Source organism: Micromonospora sp. NBRC 110038 (assembly GCF_020884815.1).
In the GTDB taxonomy this organism is placed as follows: domain Bacteria; phylum Actinomycetota; class Actinomycetes; order Mycobacteriales; family Micromonosporaceae; genus Micromonospora; species Micromonospora haikouensis.
Map to the genome: position 1 here is coordinate 49,103 of NZ_BBOL01000003.1, position 19,402 is coordinate 68,504.

At 72.4% G+C, this 19,402-nt stretch carries 16 protein-coding genes; 10 read left to right on the forward strand and 6 right to left on the reverse strand.

Annotated features, from left to right (window positions below):
- The first annotated feature begins 64 nt into the window (after positions 1-64).
- The 8 genes from LPU61_RS11935 to LPU61_RS11970 all read left to right on the forward strand — a co-directional run bounded on the left by LPU61_RS11935 (position 65) and on the right by LPU61_RS11970 (position 11,096).
- Positions 65-1,882, forward strand: a complete 1,818-nt coding sequence (locus LPU61_RS11935; RefSeq protein WP_229404952.1) for a serine/threonine-protein kinase — start codon at positions 65-67, stop codon at positions 1,880-1,882.
- Positions 1,883-2,015: 133 nt separating this feature from the next.
- Positions 2,016-2,825 (forward strand): metal-dependent hydrolase, encoded by an 810-nt coding sequence (locus LPU61_RS11940; RefSeq protein ID WP_043967692.1) that lies wholly within the window; start codon positions 2,016-2,018, stop codon positions 2,823-2,825.
- A 215-nt stretch (positions 2,826-3,040) separates the two neighbouring features.
- Positions 3,041-4,162 (forward strand): LacI family DNA-binding transcriptional regulator, encoded by a 1,122-nt coding sequence (locus LPU61_RS11945; RefSeq protein ID WP_043967691.1) that lies wholly within the window; start codon positions 3,041-3,043, stop codon positions 4,160-4,162.
- A 36-nt stretch (positions 4,163-4,198) separates the two neighbouring features.
- On the forward strand, positions 4,199-5,503 hold the full coding sequence (locus tag LPU61_RS11950; protein ID WP_229404953.1) for an ABC transporter substrate-binding protein: 1,305 nt from the start codon (positions 4,199-4,201) through the stop codon (positions 5,501-5,503).
- A 61-nt stretch (positions 5,504-5,564) separates the two neighbouring features.
- Positions 5,565-6,533 carry a carbohydrate ABC transporter permease gene (locus tag LPU61_RS11955; RefSeq protein WP_043967689.1) on the forward strand — a complete coding sequence of 323 codons (969 nt, stop codon included), beginning with the start codon at positions 5,565-5,567 and terminating at the stop codon, positions 6,531-6,533.
- Positions 6,533-7,426 (forward strand): carbohydrate ABC transporter permease, encoded by an 894-nt coding sequence (locus tag LPU61_RS11960; protein ID WP_043967688.1) that lies wholly within the window; start codon positions 6,533-6,535, stop codon positions 7,424-7,426. Before LPU61_RS11955 ends, LPU61_RS11960 begins: the two co-directional genes overlap by 1 nt.
- Positions 7,423-9,690, forward strand: coding sequence for an alpha-xylosidase (gene yicI / locus LPU61_RS11965; RefSeq protein WP_229404954.1), 2,268 nt, complete (start codon positions 7,423-7,425; stop codon positions 9,688-9,690). Before LPU61_RS11960 ends, yicI begins: the two co-directional genes overlap by 4 nt.
- The gene (locus tag LPU61_RS11970; RefSeq protein WP_229404955.1) at positions 9,687-11,096 is read left to right on the forward strand and encodes a GH1 family beta-glucosidase; all 1,410 of its coding nucleotides are present in this window, start codon (positions 9,687-9,689) and stop codon (positions 11,094-11,096) included. The genes yicI and LPU61_RS11970 overlap by 4 nt, the downstream gene beginning before the upstream one ends.
- A gap of 59 nt (positions 11,097-11,155) precedes the next feature.
- Here the strand turns inward: LPU61_RS11970 and LPU61_RS11975 are convergent, their stop codons facing one another.
- A complete protein-coding gene (locus LPU61_RS11975; RefSeq protein WP_229404956.1) occupies positions 11,156-12,238 on the reverse strand; it encodes an epoxide hydrolase family protein in 1,083 nt (360 codons plus the stop codon).
- 98 nt (positions 12,239-12,336) lie between these two features.
- Between LPU61_RS11975 and LPU61_RS11980 the strand changes: the two genes are divergently transcribed.
- The gene (locus LPU61_RS11980) at positions 12,337-12,801 is read left to right on the forward strand and encodes a MarR family winged helix-turn-helix transcriptional regulator (protein WP_229404957.1); all 465 of its coding nucleotides are present in this window, start codon (positions 12,337-12,339) and stop codon (positions 12,799-12,801) included.
- Positions 12,802-12,861: 60 nt separating this feature from the next.
- Here LPU61_RS11980 and LPU61_RS11985 read toward each other — a convergent pair whose 3' ends face one another.
- The gene (locus LPU61_RS11985; protein ID WP_229404958.1) at positions 12,862-13,827 is read right to left on the reverse strand and encodes a YafY family protein; all 966 of its coding nucleotides are present in this window, start codon (positions 13,825-13,827) and stop codon (positions 12,862-12,864) included.
- Positions 13,828-13,888: 61 nt separating this feature from the next.
- On the opposite strand from LPU61_RS11985, the gene LPU61_RS11990 reads away from it, so the two are divergent.
- Positions 13,889-14,323, forward strand: coding sequence for a VOC family protein (locus LPU61_RS11990; RefSeq protein ID WP_374199654.1), 435 nt, complete (start codon positions 13,889-13,891; stop codon positions 14,321-14,323).
- A 637-nt stretch (positions 14,324-14,960) separates the two neighbouring features.
- On the opposite strand, the gene LPU61_RS11995 is transcribed toward LPU61_RS11990, so the two are convergent.
- The 4 genes from LPU61_RS11995 to LPU61_RS12010 all read right to left on the reverse strand — a co-directional run bounded on the left by LPU61_RS11995 (position 14,961) and on the right by LPU61_RS12010 (position 19,370).
- Positions 14,961-15,554, reverse strand: coding sequence for an NTP transferase domain-containing protein (locus LPU61_RS11995; protein ID WP_074474259.1), 594 nt, complete (start codon positions 15,552-15,554; stop codon positions 14,961-14,963).
- 180 nt (positions 15,555-15,734) lie between these two features.
- Positions 15,735-17,420 carry a bifunctional 3'-5' exonuclease/DNA polymerase gene (locus LPU61_RS12000; RefSeq protein WP_374199673.1) on the reverse strand — a complete coding sequence of 562 codons (1,686 nt, stop codon included), beginning with the start codon at positions 17,418-17,420 and terminating at the stop codon, positions 15,735-15,737.
- A 35-nt stretch (positions 17,421-17,455) separates the two neighbouring features.
- Positions 17,456-18,415 (reverse strand): carbohydrate ABC transporter permease, encoded by a 960-nt coding sequence (locus LPU61_RS12005; RefSeq protein ID WP_043967677.1) that lies wholly within the window; start codon positions 18,413-18,415, stop codon positions 17,456-17,458.
- A gap of 13 nt (positions 18,416-18,428) precedes the next feature.
- On the reverse strand, positions 18,429-19,370 hold the full coding sequence (locus LPU61_RS12010; RefSeq protein WP_043967675.1) for a carbohydrate ABC transporter permease: 942 nt from the start codon (positions 19,368-19,370) through the stop codon (positions 18,429-18,431).
- Between the last annotated feature and the right edge of the window lie 32 nt (positions 19,371-19,402).

Sequence of the window (19,402 nt, forward strand, 5' to 3'; positions counted from 1 at the left end):
TCGTCCGATTGGTCCCTGCCGATCCGCTGGCTATGGTGTACGTCCGCCAGCGGTGAGGAGAACGGTGCAGCAGGTAGTGATCGGCGGCCGGTACCGCCTGCTCGACCTCGTGGGTCGCGGCGGCATGGGCAAGGTGTGGCGTGCCAGGGACGAGATGCTGCACCGCGACGTCGCGGTCAAGCAGGTCGTCCCGCCGGCCGTGCTGGCCGGCGACGAGCTCGACGAGTTGCGCCTGCGCACGCTGCGGGAGGCGCGCACGACGGCGCGGCTCAACCACCCCAACGTGGTCCGGGTCTACGACGTGGTGCCGGTCGACGGCGACCCGTGGTTGATCATGGAGTACGTGCCGTCCCGGTCGTTGCAGCACATCCTGGACACGTCCGGGCCGCTGCCGCCGCGGCGGGCCGCGGCGATCGGGCTGGCGCTGCTGGCCGCGCTGCGTGCCGCGCACCAGGCCGGCGTTCTGCACCGCGACGTCAAGCCGGCCAACGTGCTCGTCGCCCACGACGGGCGGGTGATGCTCACCGACTTCGGGCTCGCCGTCTTCGACGGCGGGGACGGGGTGATGACCCGGCCGGGGCTGGTGCTCGGCTCCCCGCAGTTCGTCGCCCCGGAGCGGGCCGCCGAGGGGATCTCCAGCGTGGAGGCCGACATGTGGTCGCTCGGCGCGACGCTGCACGCGGCCGTGGAGGGCAAGTCCCCGTACGCCCGCAGCACCGCGATGGCGACGCTGAGCGCCCTGGCCACCCGGCCGCCGGACCCGGCCCCGCACGCCGGGCCGCTGCGGCCGGTCCTGGTCGGCCTGCTGCGCCGGGACCCACGGCAGCGCATCGACCACGAGGAGACGCAGCGCCGCCTGGCCCAGGCCGCCGCGCCGGGCGCCGAGCCCTCGCCCGTCACCGTGGACCCACAGGCCACGATGGTTCCGCCGGACGCGGTCCCGCCGGACGGCCCGGCCGGGCCCGCCGAGGCGGACCGGCTGGTCGTGCCGGGCTGGTCGGCCGGGCCGCCGGGGCGGGACGCAACGGCGGGCCGGAGGCCGGCGGGGAGGGGCCCGGCGCGGGACGGGCCGACGCCGACCGCGCCGACGGACACCGCCGGCCCGGCCGCCCCGGTGTCGGCCGACGTCCCGTTCGTCATCGTGCCGGCCGGGCCGGCGGACGTCGCCGCGCCGGCCGGGCGGCGCTGGCCGCTGGTCGTGTCCGGCGTGGCGGTCACGCTGGTGGTCGCGCACCTCGTCGTGTTCGCGTTGTTCAGCCCCCACACCCGACGCGAGGCGACGCCACCGGCCACCCCGGGGGCCGCGCCGAGCCCGCCGACCTCCGGACCGATCGTGCCGCCGCTGCGCGCGGGTGTCGCGCCCCCGCCCTTCCCCTGCCTGCGGCCCTACCCGTTCGGCGAGCCACCCCCGACCGTCGCGCCGGCCCCGGACGAGCCGCTGCGCCCGCCGTCGGGCTGGTCCTGGTACGCCGACCCGGCCGGGTTCCGGCTCGCCCTGCCGCCCGGCTGGCGGCAGTACCGGGACGGGAACGCGGTCTGTTTCCAGGACCCGTCGGCCCGACGGATCCTGACCGTCTCCCCGGCGGACGACCCGGCCGCCGCCCCGCTGGAGCAGCTGCGCGCGAACGAGCGCCGGGCGAAGGAGGCGGGCGCCCTCCCCCGGTACGCGAAGATCCGGCTGGCGGAGGTGGCGGGCCGGGGGGCGGAGTGGGAGTGCACCTGGGACGCGCCGATGGGGGCGCGCCTGCGCGGGGCGCAGCTGATCCCGTTCGGCACCCGCTCGTGGTCGCTGGCCTGGAGCGGCCCCGAGGTGGAGTGGGACGCCGGCGCGGCCGAGCGGGAGACGATGCGGTCCACTTTCCGGGCCGGCGGCACGGCCTGAGCCGGCGGGGCCGCCCCACGCGCCCGGACCGCGACACCGTCCGGTGTGGACCGTCCAGGTGATTGCTCCCCGGCGGCGACTCTGCCAGAGTGGCGTAGTTTGTGGATCAAGACCCTGGGGAGGGCGAGGCGTCATGATGGGACCGTCCCACGCACTGTCGGGCGCGGCGGTGTGGCTGACCGGCTCCTGGGCGCTCGACCAGTTCGCCGACTACCACCAGTCGCCGCTGGCCCTCGCCGTCGGCACCGCGGTCTGCGCCGGTGGGGCGCTCTTCCCCGACCTCGACCTGTCGGGCAAGGTGACCCGCAACCAGGGCGGGGCCACGGTGGCCCGCACGTTCGGGGTGGTCAGCCTGTTCGTAGCCGAGGTGATGGAGAAGATCTCCCTCGGCGTCTACTACGCGACCAAGCTGAGCAAGGACCCGCGCCGCAACAACGGCCACCGCACCCTGACCCACACGATCCCGTTCACCGTGCTGGTCGGCTGGGGCACCACCGCGCTGTGCGCCGCGTACGGCAAGTGGGCCGTGGTGGGCATCCTGTTCTTCATGTTCGGGCTGGCCCTGCGCGGTCTGTTCGACCGGTGGGCGGAGCGCGCCGGCTGGGTGATCGTGACCCTGGCCTCGGCCGCCGCCGCCTGGTACACGTTCGCCAACCTGCCCGGCGACCGGGGGTATCCGCTGATCGGGCTGGCCGTCGGGGTGGGCTGCTTCGTGCACATCCTCGGCGACATGATCACGCGGGCCGGGGTGCCGATCCTGTGGCCGATCCCGATCAAGCGCCGGATGTGGACGATGGTCGGCCTGCCGAACAGCATCGCGCTGCGCACCGGCAGCAAGACCGAGGTGGTCGTGCTGCGCGGCGTGCTGACCGCGATCTCCGTGCTCGCGGCGGTGGGCCTGGTCGCCCCGTCGGTGCTGCGCAAGTTCAACATCGAGATCTGAGGCTCCGCCCGTCGCCGGGCCGACCCCGCCCCCCAGCGCGGCGCTGTGCCGCCCCCGGGCGCGGGTCGGCCCGGCGACCCATTTTTGTCATCGGCTATTGACGCCCTCGTAACACGTGTCCTACGGTCTGTCGAAACGCTTCGACTAACCGTTTCGACTAGGCGTTTCGACGCAGGTCGGGACCCCGCCCGCCGGGCCGCCGAGGGAGGTGCGCGATGGCCACGATGCACGACGTCGCCCGGCTCGCGCGGGTCTCCGTCAGCACGGTGTCGTACGTGCTGACCGGCGCGCGGCCCATCTCCCAGGCCACCCGGGACAAGGTCCGCGCCGCGATGGCGGAGCTGGACTACCAGCCGCACGCGATGGCCCGGGGGCTGGCCAGCCGGCGCAGCCGCATCCTCGGGCTGCTCCTGCCGATCGACGACCGCGGCCTGGGCGCCACCGAGACGGCCTTCGTCACCGGCGCCGCCTCGGCGGCCAGCGCGGCGGGCTACCACCTGGTGCTCTCCCCCGTCGACGCCGACGACCTCGACGGCCTGCGGCGGCTGGCCAGCCAGCGGATGCTCGACGGCGCGCTGCTGATGGAGGTGCAGCTCGACGACGACCGGGTGGCCGTGCTGCGGGAGGCGGGCGTGCCGCTGGTGCTCATCGGCCGCACCGGCGACACCACCGACCTGTCGTACGTCGACATCGACTTCGACCGCACCGTGCGCGACGCCGTCGCGCACCTCGTGGGTCTGGGCCACCGGCGGATCGTCTACGTCAACCACTCCGCCGCGACCATCGCCGAGGGCTACGGCCCCGCGCTGCGCACCCGCGACGCGTTCGCCGCGGCGATGGCCGAGCACGGCGTCGAGCCGCTGATGATCCCCGCCGAGGACAGCGCGGCCGGCGGGCGGGCGGCCCTGGCCACGGCGTTCGACCGGGCCCCCGACCTGACCGCCGTGCTCGCCATGAACGAGCGGGCCGTGTTCGGCATCCTCGGCGGGCTGGCCGGGCGGGGCCTCACCGTGCCCGACGACGTCTCGGTCGTCTCCATGGTCACCTCGCCGCAGGTCGCCGAGCTGGCCACCCCCGCGCTGACCGCGATGACGTCGCCCGGCTCGGCGCTGGGACGCATCGCGGTCGAGGCGCTGCTGCGCCACCTGGAGCTCGACAGCGCCCCGATCCACCAGGAGCTGCTGCCGTGCACGTTGGAGGTCCGCGGATCCAGCGGCCCTCCCGGTCGCCCGACTCCGGACACCACCGGCGAGGCCGACGCGGCCGACCCGGAGGCGTCGGGCACGACGAGCAAGAACACAGCCCGCCGCCGCGCTGCCACGCGACGACGGGCCTAGAGGAGTACCGGCTCGATACTCACGAGGAGAATGGTAATGCAACGATTCCGCACAGTCGTCGCGGCGGTGACCCTGGCCGTCGCCGCGGCGGCGTCCCTGACCGCCTGCGGTGACGACGCCGACGAGGGCGCCAGCGGCGCCAAGGTGCTCAAGCTCTGGCACTACGAGGGCGAGACCAGCGCCATGGGCGTGGCGTGGGACAAGGCGATCGAGGTCTTCAAGCAGGAGCACCCGGGCGTCGAGGTGCGCTTCGAGCGCAAGGCGTTCGAGCAGATCCAGCAGAACGCCGGGATGATCATCAACTCGTCCGAGGGCCCGGACGTGATGGAGTACAACAAGGGCAACGCCACCGCCGGCCTGCTGTCCAAGCAGGGCCTGCTCACCGATCTCACGGCCGAGGCGACCAAGCGGGGCTGGGACAAGACGCTCAGCCCGAGCCTGCAGACCACCGCCAAGTACGACGACAAGGGCGTGATGGGCTCCGGCAACTGGTACGGCGTGCCCAACTACGGCGAGTACGTGATGGTCTACTACAACAAGGACCTGTTCGACCGCAACGGCGTCAAGGTCCCGACGACGCTCGACGAGATGACCGCCGCGATGGACACGTTCGTCGCCAAGGGCATCACCCCGCTGGGCACCGCCGGCGCCGAGTACCCGGCCGGGCAGCTGTTCTACCAGCTCGCGCTCGCCAAGGCCGACCGGGCGTTCGTCGACAACTACCAGCTCTACAAGAACCCGGTCGACTTCAAGGCCGACCCGCTCAAGTACGGCGCGGACACGTTCGCCGAGTGGGTGAAGAAGGGCTACGTCGGCAAGGGCACCGCCAGCGCCAAGGCCGAGGACATGGGCACGGCGTTCATCGCCGGCAAGACCCCGATGATCGTCTCCGGGAGTTGGTGGTACGGCCGGTTCAAGGCCGAGATGAAGGCCAACTGGGACAGCTTCCTGTTCCCCGGCAACAAGCTGCACGCCGGCTCGTCCGGCAACATCTGGGTGGTCCCGGCGACCAGCAAGGCCAAGGACCTGGCGTACGACTTCATCGACATCACCATGCGCCCGGAGATCCAGGCCCTGATCGGCAACAACGGCGGCGTCCCGGTGTCGGCCGACCCGTCGAAGATCGCCGACCCGAAGGACAAGAAGCTGATCGAGAACTTCAACGCGATCAGCTCCACCGACGGCCTGGCCTTCTACCCGGACTGGCCGGTCCCCGGCTACTACGACGTGCTGGTCTCCGGCTTCCAGGGCCTGATCAACCAGTCGAAGTCCCCCGACCAGGTGCTCGACGCGATCGCCAAGCCGTACGACGAGGGCGTCGCGGAGATCAAGCGCGGCTGACGAGGACGCCCGGCGGGCGCGCCCTGCGCGACGCGCCCGCCGGCGCACCGGAGGGACCATCATGGCTGCATCCGACGCCCTCGTCACCCGACGCCGGGGCGACACCGACCCGAAGGGCCGCCGGGGCCCGCGCCGCCGCCGCGGCGACGCGGGGTACTGGCTCTACCTGCTGCCCGGCGCGGTGCTCTTCGCGCTGGTCATCGGCGGGCCGCTGCTGTTCACCGGCTATCTCTCGCTCACCCGCTGGTCCGGCATCGGCGACCCGACATTCGTCGGGCTGGAGAACTACCGGCGCCTGCTCGACGACACCGTCTTCTGGCAGTCGTTCCGCAACACCCTCGCCATGATCGTGGCGATGGTCGTGGTGCCCACCGTCGTCGGGCTGGTGCTCGCGGCGGTGCTGTTCGACACCATCGGCCGGCGCTTCAAGCCGCGCACCGCCAACGCGCTGCGGGCCGCGTTCTACCTGCCGCAGGTGCTGCCGGTCGTGGTGGCCGGCATCGTGTGGGGCTGGATCCTGCGCCCCGACGGGGCCCTCAACGGGCTGCTCGACGCCGTCGGGCTGGGCGCGCTGTCGCACGACTGGCTCGGCGACCCCGACACCGCCCTGCCGGCGGTCATGGGCGTGATGATCTGGGTGCAGATCGGCTACCCGGTGGTCGTGTTCATGGCCGCGCTGCAGCGGGTCGACCCCGAGTTGTACGAGGCGGCGGAGATCGACGGCGCGGGCTGGGCCCGCCGGTTCCGGGCGATCACCCTGCCGCAGATCCGGCCGGAGACGTTCGTCGTCGCCCTCACCTGCACCATCGCCGCGATGAAGGTGTTCGGGCCGATCTACGCGCTGACCCGGGGCGGCCCCGAGAACGCCACCAACGTGCCGTCGTACTTCGCGTACTACACGTTCTTCAAGAAACTCCAGGTCGGGTACGGGTCGGCGATCTCGACCGTGCTGACGCTGATCATCGTGGTGGTGGCGCTGCTGTTCATCCGCGCGCAGCACCGCGCCGAGCGACGGGACGGGAGCGCCTGATGTCCGTCACCCTCACCCCCACGAAGGCCCCCGCGAAGACCGGCCGGTCCGCCCGGGTGCCCGACCGGCACCACCGGGGCGTCGGCCGCTGGATCGTGCTGGCCGTGGTCACCGTCGGCGCGCTGGTCATGCTGGTGCCGTTCGTGTTCATGCTGCTCAACGCGTTCAAAGCGCCCGGGCAATACTCCACGGACGGGCCGCTGAGCTGGCCGTCGGAGTTCTACACCCAGGGCCTGCGCACCTACTGGACGCAGGTCGACTTCCCGCAGAAGCTGTGGAACTCCGCGCTCATCGCCGGCTCGGTCGCGGTGCTCGCGGTCGCCGTGTCGCTGCTCAACGCGTACGCGCTGGGCATCGGCCGGGTCCGGGGCCGGCTCTGGATCGTCGGGGCGTTCCTGCTGGCCAACATGCTGCCGCAGGAGTCCCTGGTCTACCCGCTCTACTACTTCGCCAAGGAGGTGGGCCTCTACAACACCCGACTCGTCGTGATCATCATCTTCACGGTCATCCAGAGCGCGTTCGGCACGTACCTGCTGGCCTCGGTGCTCGGCACGTTCCCCAAGAGCCTGCTGGAGGCGGCGGCGCTGGACGGGTCGGGCAAGTGGACGATCCTGTGGCGGGTCGTCCTGCCCAACGTCCGGCCCACCCTCGCCGTGCTGCTGGTCTTCTTCTTCATCTGGACCTGGAACGAGTTCCTCATCCCGCTGGTGATGCTCATCGACAACCAGACCCAGACCATCCCGGTGGCCCTCGCGTCGTTGCAGGGCGACCGGCTGATGGACGCCCCCACCACCAACGCCGGGGCCCTGATCAGCCTCGTCCCGGCGATCGTGTTCTTCCTCATCTTCCAGCGCACGCTGAGCCGCGGCATCACGGTAGGAGCCGAGAAGTGAAGTTCACCGACGGGTACTGGCAACTGCGTCCGGGGGTCACGGTGCTGCGCCCCGGCACAGTCGAATCGGTGGAGCCGGACGAACGCGGCTTCACCGTCTTCGCGCCGACCGGTCAGATCACCGGGCGGGGCGACACCCTCAACCGCCCGGTCGTCACCGTGCAGTTCTTCTCCCCCGCCCCCGGCGTGATCGGCGTGACCGTCGGGCACCACAGCGGAGGGCTGCCGAAGCAGCCGCGCTTCGCCCTCGCGGCCGGCGACGACCACCCCGTCGCCGTCGAGGTCACCGGCGTCAGCGCCGCCCTGACCACCGGCGAGCTGACCGCCCGCGTCACGCTGGTCGACCGGTGGCGGGTCGACTTCCTGCGCGGCGACCGCCTGGTCACCTCGTCCACCGAGCGCAGCGTCGGCGTCGTCACCGACGGCGAGGGCCGCCACTTCGTCCACGACCGGCTGGCGCTGGGCGTCGGGGAGACGATCTACGGCCTCGGCGAGCGGTTCGGCCCGTTCGTCAAGAACGGCCAGACCGTCGACATCTGGAACGCCGACGGCGGCACCGCCAGCGAGCAGGCGTACAAGAACGTGCCGTTCTATCTCAGCAGCGCCGGCTACGGCGTCTTCGTCGACCACCCCGAGCACGTGTCGTTCGAGGTCGGCTCGGAGGTCGTCTCGCAGGCCCAGTTCAGCGTCGAGGGGCAGTCGCTGACCTACTACCTGATCGACGGGCCCACCCCGAAGGACGTGCTGCGCCGCTACACCGCGCTCACCGGCCGCCCGGCCCGCGTCCCGGCCTGGTCGTACGGGCTGTGGCTGTCGACGTCGTTCACCACCTCGTACGACGAGAAGACCGTCACCGAGTTCATCGACGGGATGGCCGAGCGGGACCTGCCGCTGTCGGTGTTCCACTTCGACTGCTTCTGGATGCGGCAGTTCCACTGGGTCGACTTCGTGTGGGACCCGGCGACCTTCCCCGACCCGGAGGGAATGCTGCGCCGGCTGCACGAGCGCGGCCTGAAGGTGTGCGTGTGGATCAACCCGTACATCGCCCAGCGCTCCTACCTGTTCGAGGAGGGCCGCCAGGCCGGCTACCTGGTGCGCAACCCCGACGGGTCGGTCTGGCAGTGGGACAAGTGGCAGGCCGGCATGGCGCTCGTCGACTTCACCAACCCCGACGCGGTGGCCTGGTTCAACAGCAAGCTCAAGGTGCTGCTCGACATGGGCGTCGACTGCTTCAAGACCGACTTCGGCGAGCGCATCCCCACCGAGGTGGTCTGGCACGACGGGTCGGACCCGCAGCGGATGCACAACTACTACGCCTACCTCTACAACAAGGCCGTCTTCGAGCTGCTGGAGGCCGAGCGCGGCGTCGGCGAGGCGGTCGTCTTCGCCCGGTCGGCCACGGCCGGCGGGCAGCAGTTCCCGGTGCACTGGGGCGGCGACTGCGAGTCGACGTTCGTGGCGATGGCCGAGTCGCTGCGCGGCGGGCTGTCGCTGTCGGCGTCCGGGTTCGGCTACTGGAGCCACGACATCGGCGGCTTCGAGGGCACCCCCGACCCGGCCGTGTTCAAGCGGTGGATCGCGTTCGGGCTGCTCTCCTCGCACTCGCGGCTACACGGCTCCGGCTCGTACCGGGTGCCGTGGGCGTACGACGACGAGGCCGTGGAGGTGCTGCGCCACTTCACCCGGCTCAAGCTGAGCCTCATGCCCTACCTGGCGGCGGCGGCCGAGGAGGCGCACCGCGACGGGGTGCCGGTGATGCGGCCGATGATCGTGGAGTTCCCGGACGACCCGATGGCCGCGTACCTCGACCGGCAGTACATGCTCGGCCCGGACGTGCTGGTCGCGCCCGTGATGAGCGCCGACGGGGAGGTCACCTACTACGTGCCCGCCGGCACCTGGACCAACCTGGTCAGCGGCGCGCAGCTCACCGGGCCGGCGTGGGTGACCGAGAAGCACGGCTACGACAGCCTGCCGGTGCTCGCCCGCCCCGGTGCGGTGATCCCGTTCGGCGCGACGCACGACCGGCCCGACTACGAGTGGGCCGACGGCGTGCGGCTGCGGCTGTTCGCGCCCGTCGAGGGCCAGCGGACCCGGGTGCGGATCCCCTCGCCCGGCGGCGGGCCGGGGGCCGAGTTCGAGGTGCGGTACGACGGCGGGACGGCCGCCGTGGACGTGGTGGCCGGCGCGTCGTCCGGCTACGACTGTGACGTGGTGGGATCGGGGTCGCCGGGCGGCGACGTGCTGGGGACGGGGGCGAACCGGTGACGCGAGTGTTTCCCGAGGGCTTCGTGTGGGGCTCGGCGACGGCGTCGTACCAGATCGAGGGCGGGGCCACCGAGGACGGGCGGGGCCCGTCGATCTGGGACACCTACAGCCACACCCCCGGCCGCACCCTCAACGGCGACACCGGCGACGTGGCCGCCGACCACTACCACCGCTGGCGCGAGGACCTGGGGCACATCGCCGAGCTGGGGCTGTCGGCGTACCGGTTCTCGATCTCCTGGCCCCGGGTGCAGCCCGGCGGCTCCGGTGCGTTCAACCGGGCCGGGCTGGACTTCTACTCCCGGCTCGTCGACGGGCTGCTGGAGCGGGGCGTGCGGCCGGTGGCCACCATGTACCACTGGGACCTGCCGCAGGAGCTGGAGGACGCCGGCGGCTGGCCGGCGCGGGACACCGCGCTGCGGTTCCAGGAGTACGCCGCCGGCATCGTGGAGGCGCTCGGCGACCGGGTGCACACGTGGACGACGTTCAACGAGCCGTGGTGCTCGGCGTACCTCGGCTACGGCTCCGGGGTGCACGCGCCGGGCCGCACCGAGCCGGCCGGGGCGCTGGCCGCCGTACACCATCTCAACCTCGCCCACGGCCTCGCCGGCCGGGTGGTGCGCGAGCTGGCGCCGGCGGCGGAGCTGTCGGTGACGCTGAACCTGCACGTGGTCCGGCCGGCGTCGGGCTCGGCGGCCGACGCCGACGCGGTGCGCCGCATCGACGCGCTGGCCAACCGGGCGTTCCTCGGGCCGCTGCTCGACGGGGCGTACCCGGCGGACCTTCTCGCCGACACCGCGAAGGTGACCGACTGGTCGTTCGTGCGCGACGGCGACGAGCGCACGATCGCGGTGCCGCTGGACGTGCTCGGGGTCAACTACTACTCGACCACTCTGGTGCGGGCCTGGGACGGCGTCTCGGCCCGCTCGGACAACGACGGGCACGGCAGCTCGGCGCACACGCCGTGGGTCGGCGCCGACGACGTGGACTTCCTGCCGCAGCCGGGTCCGTACACGGCGATGGGCTGGAACATCGAGCCCGCCGGCCTGACCGAGCTGCTGCTGCGGCTGCACCGGGAACACCCCGGGCTGCCGCTGATGATCACCGAGAACGGCGCGGCGTTCGACGACGTGGTCACCCCCGACGGCCGGGTCCACGACGAGCGGCGGCTGGACTACCTGTACCGGCACATCGACGCGGTCGGCGCGGCCATGGACGCGGGCGCGGACGTGCGCGGCTACTTCGTCTGGTCGCTGCTGGACAACTTCGAGTGGGCGTGGGGCTACGACCGGCGCTTCGGCATCATCCGCGTCGACTACGACACGCAGGAGCGGATCTGGAAGGACAGCGCCCACTGGTACCGGGGCCTGGCCGCCACGGGCCGGCTGGAGCCGCCGGCCGGCGACTGAGCTGTGCCCGCCGGGGCTGCTCGTCCGTCGTTCGGGCGAGCAGCCCCGGCACGTTCGTGTCAGGTGAGGGAGGTCAGGAAGAAGTCCCGGACGTCCTCGGCGAGCAGCTCCGGCACCTCCATCGCGGCGAAGTGGCCCCCGCGCTCGAACTCCGACCAGTGCCGGATGTCGTAGAGCCGCTCGGCCAGCGGTCGCACCGACTGCGTGATGTCGTGCGGGAACACGGCCACCCCCACCGGCACCGGGCACGGCGCGATCCGACGCGGGGCCTCGCGGTGCAGTCGCGCCGAGGAGGCCGCGGTGGCGGTCAGCCAGTACAGCGAGACGTCGGTGAGCATCCGCTCGTCACTGACGGGCGAGCGGGGGTCCGTCCACTGCGCGAAGCGCTCGGCGATCCAGGCCAGCTGGCCGACGGGCGAGTCGGTCAGCGCGTAGCCGATGGTCTGCGGGGTGGCGGCCTGCAGCGCCTGGAACGGCGGCCGGTTCGCCATCAGCTGCCTGACCTTGTCCAGCCGGGCCTCGTCCGTCTCGGACAGGTGGATGTCGGCGTCCGGCAGCGGCCGGGTCGGCAGGTAGTTGACGTGCACCCCGACGACCCGTTCGGGTGCCACCGTGCCGAGCGCCAACGAGATGCCCGAGCCGAAGTCGCCGCCCTGCGCGCCGTAGCGCTCGTAGCCGAGACGGCGCATCAGCTCGGCCCAGGCCCGCGCGACCCGGACGACGTCCCAGCCGCGCTCGTGGGTCGGCCCGGAGAAGCCGAAGCCCGGGATGGACGGGATCACCAGGTGGAAGTCGCGCGACAGCGGCTCGATCACGTCGAGGAACTCCAGGAACGAGCCGGGCCAGCCGTGGGTGAGGATCAGCGCGAGCGCGTCCGGCTTCGCCGACCTGACGTGGACGAAGTGGACGTTCTGGCCGTCGATCTCGGTGGTGAAGTGCGGAAGCTCGTTGAGCCGGGCCTCCTGCGCGCGCCAGTCGTAGCGGGTGCGCCAGTGTTCGACCAGTTCCCTGAGCCGCGCCTGCGGGAAGCCGTAGTCCCACCCGGCGTCGGCGACCTCGTTGGGCCACCGGGTACGACCGAGCCGGTCGTCGAGGTCGTCGAGAGCAGCCTGGGGGACGTCGATGCGGAACGGTTCGATCATGGCCTTGACTCCAGGGAGATTCGTTTGGCGCACTAACGTTTACGCGACTAACGATACCGATACCGTTAGTGCGCCCAACGATTTGTTAGGGTTGTCACATGGAGAAGCCAGCCGAGGGTGCGCCCGCCAGCTGGGAGAGCCTGCCCAGCTGGCTGCTCACCCAGACCGCCGGCCACGCGCAGCGCCTGGTGGGCGACGCGTTCTCCGCCGCCCAGGCCCGCGGCTACCACTACCGCCTGCTGGCGACGCTTGAGGAGTTCGGCCCCGCCAGCCAGGCCACGCTGGGCCGCCGCAGCGGCATCCACCTCAGCGACATGGTGGCGGCGGTCAACGAGCTCGCCGAGCGCAGGCTGGTCGAGCGCGCCCCGGACCCGTCCGACCGTCGGCGCAACATCATCTCGTTGACCGCGGCGGGCAGGCAGCAGTTGCGGCGGCTGGAGAAGCGCCTGGCCGAATGCCAGGACGAGCTGCTGGCCCCGCTGTCACCCGAGGAGCGCCAGCGACTGACCGAGCTGCTGTCCAAGCTGCTGGACCACCACCACCGACGCGCCGGCGACGCATGATGATCGTCTGCTGTTTCTGGAGAACCCGCCCGGCGTGTCGTCTCCTGAATCAGCAGATGATCACGCGATAGCCGGCCCGGCCATCGCCGCGAGACGGTGGGCGAGCCGGGCGAGGGCCTGCCGCAGCTCCGCCGGCTCCAGCACCTCCGCCTCGAAGCCGAGCCGGGCCACGTGCAGGGCGAGCCAGCCGAGGTCGTCCCCGCCGACGACGAGCACGCACCAGCCGTCGCGGTCGTCCTCGACCCGCCCCACCTGCGGCGGCACCAGTTCCCGCAGCACGTCGGACGGGGCGTGCACCCGCACCCGGGCGAGGTGCCGGTACGGTGCCTCGGCCACGGCCCGCCGCACGTGGGCGACCGGGTCGGGGTGCTCCCGCGCCCGGAAGTGCCACGTCGTCGCCGTCGTCTGGCGCATCCGGTCCAGCCGGAACGTGCGCCAGTCGCCACGGTCGACGTCCCACGCCATCAGGTACCACCGGCGGCCGGTGGTGACCATCCGCACCGGCTCGACCGTGCGCTCGCTCTCCGCACCGTCGCGGCCGGTGTAACGGAACCGGACCCGCACGGCGTCGCGGCAGGCCCGCGCGAGGGTCACCAGCAGCTCCGCGTCGATCTCGACGCCGGGGCCGACCAGGGTGTCGGTGGCGGCGTGCACCGCCCGCACCTCGGCGCGCAGCCGCGCGGGCAGCACCTGGTCGAGCTTGGCCAGCGCCCGCAGCGCCGCCTCCTGCGCCCCGGCGACCGTGCCGCCCGAGGCCAGCCGCAGGGACACCGCCGTCGCGATCGCCTCCTCGTCGTCGAGCAGCAGCGGCGGCAGCCGGGTGCCAGCGCCGAGCCGGTAGCCGCCGCCGACGCCCGCCGCCGCGTGCACCGGGTAGCCGAGCGCGCGCAGCCGCTGCACGTCGCGGCGCACCGAGCGGTCGGTGACCCGCAGCTCGGCGGCGATCTCGGCGGCGGTCCAGGACGGTCGCCGCTGCAGCAGCGCCAGCAGCCGCAGCACCCGCTCGGTCGTCGCCTCGACGGTCACCCGTCGATCGTTGCACAGGTCTAGGAACGAACCTGTCCGCGATATGCCGGAGGCTGGCACCATGACCGACGTTCAGATCACGTTCGACTGCGCCGACCCGGCCGCGCTGGCGGCCTTCTGGGCCGAGGCCCTCGGCCATCAGGTGCAGGCCCCGCCGCCCGGCTTCGAGTCGTGGGAGCAGGCACTGGAGGCGATGGGCGTGCCGCCCGAGCGCCGCGACTCCGCCTCGGCGGTGGTCGACCCCGCCGGCACCGCGCCGCGGCTGTTCTTCCAGCGGGTGCCGGAGCCCAAGCAGGTCAAGAACCGGGTGCACCTCGACGTACGGGCCGCCCCGGGGCTGGTCGGCGACGCGCGGATGGCGGCCCTGGAGGCGGCGGCCGAGCGGCTCGTCTCGCTCGGCGCGACCCGGCTGCGCCGCCACGAGCCCGCCGCACCGCTCGCCGCGGGGCACATCGTCATGGCCGACCCCGAGGGCAACGAGTTCTGCCTCGACTGACTCGACTGATCGCCCCCACCGAGCGGCTGCGCCACTCGCAGCTCGACCACGCTGCGCAATGATCGCTGGCGTCTGGGCGCAGGCCCGGCGGTGTGACTCTTCGTCACACCCCCTCGACCCCACTCGACATCCCGCGCCCCCTTTGCTCTGCACCCAGATAGGCAGCACCGGGGATGGAGTGGCGACATCCAACAATCCGAATGAAGCGGGGCATCCGGCGACCGACTACGTCGCGTGCCTGTTGCGCATCTGGGTGCAGAGCAAAGGGGGCGGAGAAAGGACCGGAGGCGGGCGAGTGCGATCGCGTGGTGTGATGCTCCTGCGGTCAGGGCACCGCAGGCGGAGACGATGTCGCCCTGCGCTCGCTGCGGCACGAACGGAGCTGGCGGAGTCGCTCTCGCGTCCGTCGGGAACCCGACCATCCAGCACGAGCACGGACCGGATGGCGCGGTGCGCTCCAGTCCGCCGAGAAGCGGGTGTGGTGCGCGACGGCTGGCGACGAACTGATGGGTGTCGTCGCGATGGGCCCGCCGCTCGCGTCGGACGCGGACGCCCGGCACCGCAGCTCCTGCTGAATCTTGGACGGTTCCTGTCACCAGCGAGCAGGAACCGTCCAAGAATCGATCGCAGGAACGCGCTACGCGCCGACGCGCTGGGGCGGGACGGTCAGCCCGTACAGGGCCATCAACTCCGGGGTGTCGACGCGGCTGCCGTCGGCCACCGAGTCGCAGGAGATGTCGACGATCTGGTCCTTGTGCGCCAGCAGATAGGGCCGGGCCCCGACGTCGGCGCTGGCCAGGGTGGCGATGCCGGACCAGTGTCGGCGGCCGAACAGCATCGGGTAGCCGCGCAGGCCGTCGTAGGTGGCGCAGACCAGCACGTCGGGGTACGGCAGCGCGGCCACCCGCCGCACGGCCGCCGGGGTGAGCCCCGGCATGTCCACCGGGACCACGACCACCGCCTCGATCCGCTGGTCGGTCAGCGCCGCGAGGCCGGCCCGGATCGACGAGCCGACGCCGGTGCCCCAGGCGCGGTTGACCACCACCGTGGCCCGGGTCAGATCGGCGGTCTGCCGCACCTGGTCGGCCGCCGCGCCCAGCACCACCACGATCTGCGCGCAGCCCGCCTCGGTCATCGTGTCGATCATCCGGTCCACCAGGGGTTGGTCACCCTGGTGGAGCAACGCCTCGGGGCCACCGAGACGGCGTCCCCCGCCCGCCGCGATGATCATTCCTGCGATACGCACACCGGGTGCAACGAGCACCCCCGCGATGAGTGTCGGGGCGAAACGGATATTTGCCGCACTCGGGGTGCCGCGCCGACGGCACGGCCGGCCGCCGCGTCGCCGGTCGGCCGCCGCCGGCAAGCCCGTGAGCCGCTGCGCGTCGCCGGGCTGCCGCTTCCGGCCAGGTCAGGCGTCCGCGTAGCAGTCCACGACGGACAGGTCCAGCGGGAACCGGACCGGGGTGTCGCCGAACAGCAGGGCGGTGGCCCGCGCGCCGCTGGCGCGGACCGCCTCGGCCACCGCGTCGGCCTGCCCGGCCGGGCAGTGCACGATCACCTCGTCGTGCTGGAAGAAGACCAGCTCGGCGTCGCTGCCGGCCAGCGCCGTGCGCAGCGTGGCCAGCAACGTGGACGCCCACTCGGCGGCGGTGGCCTGGATGACGAAGTTGCGGGTGAACCGGCCCCGGGACCGGGCCGCCCGCGCCCGGGGGCCCTGCGGGTCGGCCGCCGCCTCCGGGTCGACCCCCGCGTCGTCGCCGTCGGCGAAACCGGCCGTGCCGGGCGGGCAGGTGCGCCCCAGCCAGGAACGCACCAGGCCGCCGGCCTCGCCGGTGCGCGCCGCCGCCTCCACGTACGCGAAGGCGGTCGGATAGTTGCGGCGCAGCACGGCGAGGGCGGGGACGGCCATCCCGCCGGTCTGCCCGTACATGGCGCCGAGCAGGGCCACCTTGGCCCGGGGCCGGTCGCCGCCGAAGGAGTCCCGGGCCAGGGCGGCGTAGAGGTCGCCCGCCCCGCCGGCGGCGGCCAGCCGGGCATCGCCGGAGACCGCCGCGAGCACCCTCGGCTCCAGCTGGCCGGCGTCGGCGACGACGAGCCGCCAACCCGGGTCGGCCACCACCGCCCGCCGGATCACCTTGGGGATCTGCAACGCGCCGCCGCCCCGGGTGGCCCACCGCCCGGAGACGACGCCGCCGGGGACGTACTCCGGGTGGAACCGGCCGTCGCGCACCCAGGCGTCGCGCCAGGCCCAGCCGTGCGCCGTCCAGATCCGGTAGAGCTCCTTGTGCTCCAGCACCAGCGGCACGGCCGGGTGGTCGACGCCGCGCAGCACCCAGGCCCGGGTGTTGGGCAGTTCCACGCCGACGCGGGCGAACGCCCGCAGCAGCTCGGCCGGGGAGTCGGCGTGCACCTGGCGCAGGCCGAACGCCTCGGCGATGCGGGCGGTCAGCTCGGCCAACCGGCGGGGCGGGCCGCCGACCGGGGACGGCTCGCCGAGCAGCCCGGTAAGGATCTCGTCGTGCACCTCGGCCCGCCAGGGCAGGCCGGCCGCCCCCATCTCCGCCGCGATCAGCGCGCCGGCCGACTCGGCGGCCACCAGCAACCGGAACCGGCCGGGATGGGCGGTGGCGGCGATGCGGTCGAGCTGGTCGGCGTACACCCGGGTCAGGGCCTCGACGCCGGGGCCCGGCGGACCGGGCAGGGTGTCGAAGAGCGCGCCCTGGCCGTGGCCGGGCGGCTCGGCCGCGCGGGGCGGCGGATCCGGCGGCACCGGCGCGCCGGTCAACCGGGCCCACGCGGCGGCCGGCGAGCGGGGCTCGCCCCAGCGGCCGGCGTGCCCCAGCAGCAGCGACTCGGTCAGCTCGACGTCGTGGCAGCGGTCGAGCCGGACCCCGGCGCGCAGCAGCGCCGGATAGACGCCTGCGCCGCTGCCCCAGACCCAGCGGGGACGCTCGGCGGCCTCCCGGGCGGCGACGGCGGCGGCGAGGTCGGTGACCTGCTCGGCCGGGCCGGTGGGGCGGCCGGCGGGGTCGAGGGGCAGCAGCGCTCCCCCACCCCGGTCGTCCGCCTCCACCGCCACCAGCACGGACGCGATTCTGCCTCGACCGTACGACGCTCGGCGTGCGGCGGCTACTTGCTCACGCCGGCGGTCAGGCCGGACTGCACCTGGCGCTGGAACACGATGTAGACGATGAGCACCGGCAGCATCGCCATCGTCACCCCGGCGAACAGCCCGCTCCAGTCGCTCTTGTAGCCCTGGTTGACCGACAGCTCGATGAGCCCCTGGGCGATCACCTGGTTCTTCGGCTCCCCGGCGACCGACTGCATGAGCAGCGTCGGCAGGTACCACTGGTTCCACTGGCCGAGGACGTTGAAGATGCCGATGCTGATCAGGCCCGGCTTGGCCATCGGCAGCATGATGCTGAAGAACAGCCGGCTGTGCGAGGCCCCGTCGACCATCGCCGCCTCGGCGATCGAGTCGGGCAGCGTCCGGAAGAACGAGTGCATGAAGAAGACCGTGAACGACAGCGACCAGGCGACGTAGACGAGGATCAGCATGAGGTGCCGGTTCGGGCCCAGCAGGGGCAGGACGATCCCCATGTTGTAGACGCCCTTGAACAGCGGCACGGCGGCGAGATAGATGGGCAGGGTCAGGCCGGACAGGAACATGTAGTAGATCAGCCGGTTGCCGGGGAACTCGTAGCGCGCCAGCACGTACGCGGCCATCGAGCCGAGCAGCATGGTCAGGAAGACGCTGCCGACCAGGACCAGCAGCGTGTTGAGGAAGAACGCGCCGAGGTGCCCCTCGCCCCAGGCGCGGGTGAAGTTGTCCCAGTGCAGCTCGTCGGGGATCAGCGACAACGGCTCGCGGATAACCTCCGAGTCGTCCTTGAACGCCGACATCACCACCCACAGCAGCGGGTAGATCACCATCACGGCCCAGACCACCAGGAACAGGTGCGAGAAGCCGTTGAAGAAGCGTCCGCCCAGCTCCCGGCCGCGGCTGACGAGGCCCCGGCTCGGCGCGGGGCGGGGGGCCGGACGCCCGGGGCGGGCCCGCTCGCCGGACGGGTGGGTCACCGTGCTCATCGTCGGGGTCTCCTCAGTACTCGATCCGCTCACGGCGGGTGATCCGGAGCTGGAGAGCGGCCAGCAGGATCGTGAAGATGGCCAGCGCCACGCCCATCGCGCAGGCGTAGCCGAACTGCCCCTTCTGGAACGCGGTGAAGTTGAGCACCGACGCGAAGATCTCGCTGGCGTGGTTCGGCCCGCCCTGGCTCGGGGTCATGACGAAGACCAGGGCGTACATGTCCAGCGCGATGAAGCCCAGGTAGACCCAGGCCACCGAGATGGTGTCCCGCAGCAGCGGCAGGGTGATCCGGAAGAACGTGTGGAACCGGCTCGCCCCGTCGAGGAGCGCCGCCTCGTAGATGTCCTTCGGGATCGACTGCATCGCCGCCGAGAAGAGCACCATGTAGAAGCCGGCCCCGCTCCACACGGCGATGAACAGCAGCCACCACAGCACCGCGGGCACGCCGAGGAACGGCTCGGGGTCGGCGGTGAACCCGATCGGGTTGTCGGCGTCGACCAGCCCGATCTTCATCAGCAGGCCGTTGATCAGCCCCTGGTTGTCCGAGCGGTAGATCTGCTGCCACATCACGGCGATCACCACGAGCGACAGGACCTGCGGGAAGAAGAAGATGACCTTGTAGAGCCCGGAGCCGAAGACCCCCCGGATGCCGGCCCTGTCCTCGCGTCCGCCCACGTTGAGCAGGAACGCGAGGAACAGGGCCAGCGCGATCGTGAACAGCGGCACGGTGACCAGGAAGAACACGTTGTGCCAGAACGCCTTCCTGATCAGCTCGTCGGAGAACAGCCGGACGTAGTTGTCCAGCCCGACGAACTCCTGCTTGTCGGAGTAGCCGCCCCAGTTGGTCAGCGAGTATCCGGCCGCCTGGGCGAAGGGCCACACCACGTAGAAGAGGTACAGCGCGACGGGGAGGGCCAGGAAGCCCGTGACGAAGCGCGCGACACCGTGCCGCATTCCACTCACTCTCTCGAACGGATCAGTGGGCC

Coding starts and splice junctions, on each gene's coding strand:
- LPU61_RS11995 (WP_074474259.1), bottom strand. CDS start 15,554: ATGATCATCGCGGCGGGCGGGGGACGCCGTCTCGGTGGCCCCGAGGCG.
- LPU61_RS11945 (WP_043967691.1), top strand. CDS start 3,041: ATGGCCACGATGCACGACGTCGCCCGGCTCGCGCGGGTCTCCGTCAGC.
- LPU61_RS12010 (WP_043967675.1), bottom strand. CDS start 19,370: ATGCGGCACGGTGTCGCGCGCTTCGTCACGGGCTTCCTGGCCCTCCCC.
- LPU61_RS11975 (WP_229404956.1), bottom strand. CDS start 12,238: ATGATCGAACCGTTCCGCATCGACGTCCCCCAGGCTGCTCTCGACGAC.
- LPU61_RS11955 (WP_043967689.1), top strand. CDS start 5,565: ATGGCTGCATCCGACGCCCTCGTCACCCGACGCCGGGGCGACACCGAC.
- LPU61_RS11980 (WP_229404957.1), top strand. CDS start 12,337: ATGGAGAAGCCAGCCGAGGGTGCGCCCGCCAGCTGGGAGAGCCTGCCC.
- LPU61_RS12005 (WP_043967677.1), bottom strand. CDS start 18,415: ATGAGCACGGTGACCCACCCGTCCGGCGAGCGGGCCCGCCCCGGGCGT.
- LPU61_RS11940 (WP_043967692.1), top strand. CDS start 2,016: ATGATGGGACCGTCCCACGCACTGTCGGGCGCGGCGGTGTGGCTGACC.
- LPU61_RS11960 (WP_043967688.1), top strand. CDS start 6,533: ATGTCCGTCACCCTCACCCCCACGAAGGCCCCCGCGAAGACCGGCCGG.
- LPU61_RS11990 (WP_374199654.1), top strand. CDS start 13,889: ATGACCGACGTTCAGATCACGTTCGACTGCGCCGACCCGGCCGCGCTG.
- LPU61_RS11950 (WP_229404953.1), top strand. CDS start 4,199: ATGCAACGATTCCGCACAGTCGTCGCGGCGGTGACCCTGGCCGTCGCC.